Below are 511 nucleotides of genomic sequence, written 5' to 3'. Positions count from 1 at the left end.
GGCCGTAACCTCAGTTCGAATCTGAGCCGGCCCATATTCTCCCCACCTCTCACAGACCACGAGCGACAGCGAGTGGTCTGAGAGGTGTGGGAGATTTCACCCGGTGAAGGTTCGAATCAGGGAACGAACGCAGTGAGTGACCGTGGTTCGAATCTGAGCCGGCCCATACTGTATATACCCCTTTCCCGCATTTTCTTACACTTTCCAGCCACTGCTGGGGGTGGTCGGCATGAGTCTCGCGCCCTCTCGGAAGGCGGGAGACACCGTCGAAACAACCCTTCTTCAGGTTCACACAGAGCTACGGCACGTTTCGGACCACGAGCACGAACATCACGACGCGCTCACCACCGAGTTACTCACGCCGAGTCGTGAGCTTCCGTTCGTCGGCATCTGTCTCCTCGAACCCGGGACTGTCGTCGAGATCAAGAGCGCGATGGTCGTCTACGGCGAAGCGCAGCGCCGCGGACGCTTCTTACTTCGACGGAGCCAGCACGACCACCTCCTCGAGGAG

Annotated in this window: 1 pseudogene; it reads left to right on the top strand. The window is 59.5% G+C overall.

Annotated elements, in window-relative coordinates:
• Nucleotides 1–229 precede the first annotated feature (229 nt).
• Nucleotides 230–511: pseudogene (locus DVK06_RS17260) on the top strand (hypothetical protein); the annotation flags it as partial.

The sequence above is a fragment of the Halorubrum sp. Atlit-28R genome (genome assembly GCF_003665955.1).
In the GTDB taxonomy this organism is placed as follows: Archaea; Halobacteriota; Halobacteria; order Halobacteriales; family Haloferacaceae; genus Halorubrum; species Halorubrum tropicale.
The sequence above is the reverse complement of the archived record's forward strand: the minus strand, read 5'-3'. Positions and strand labels throughout refer to the sequence as shown.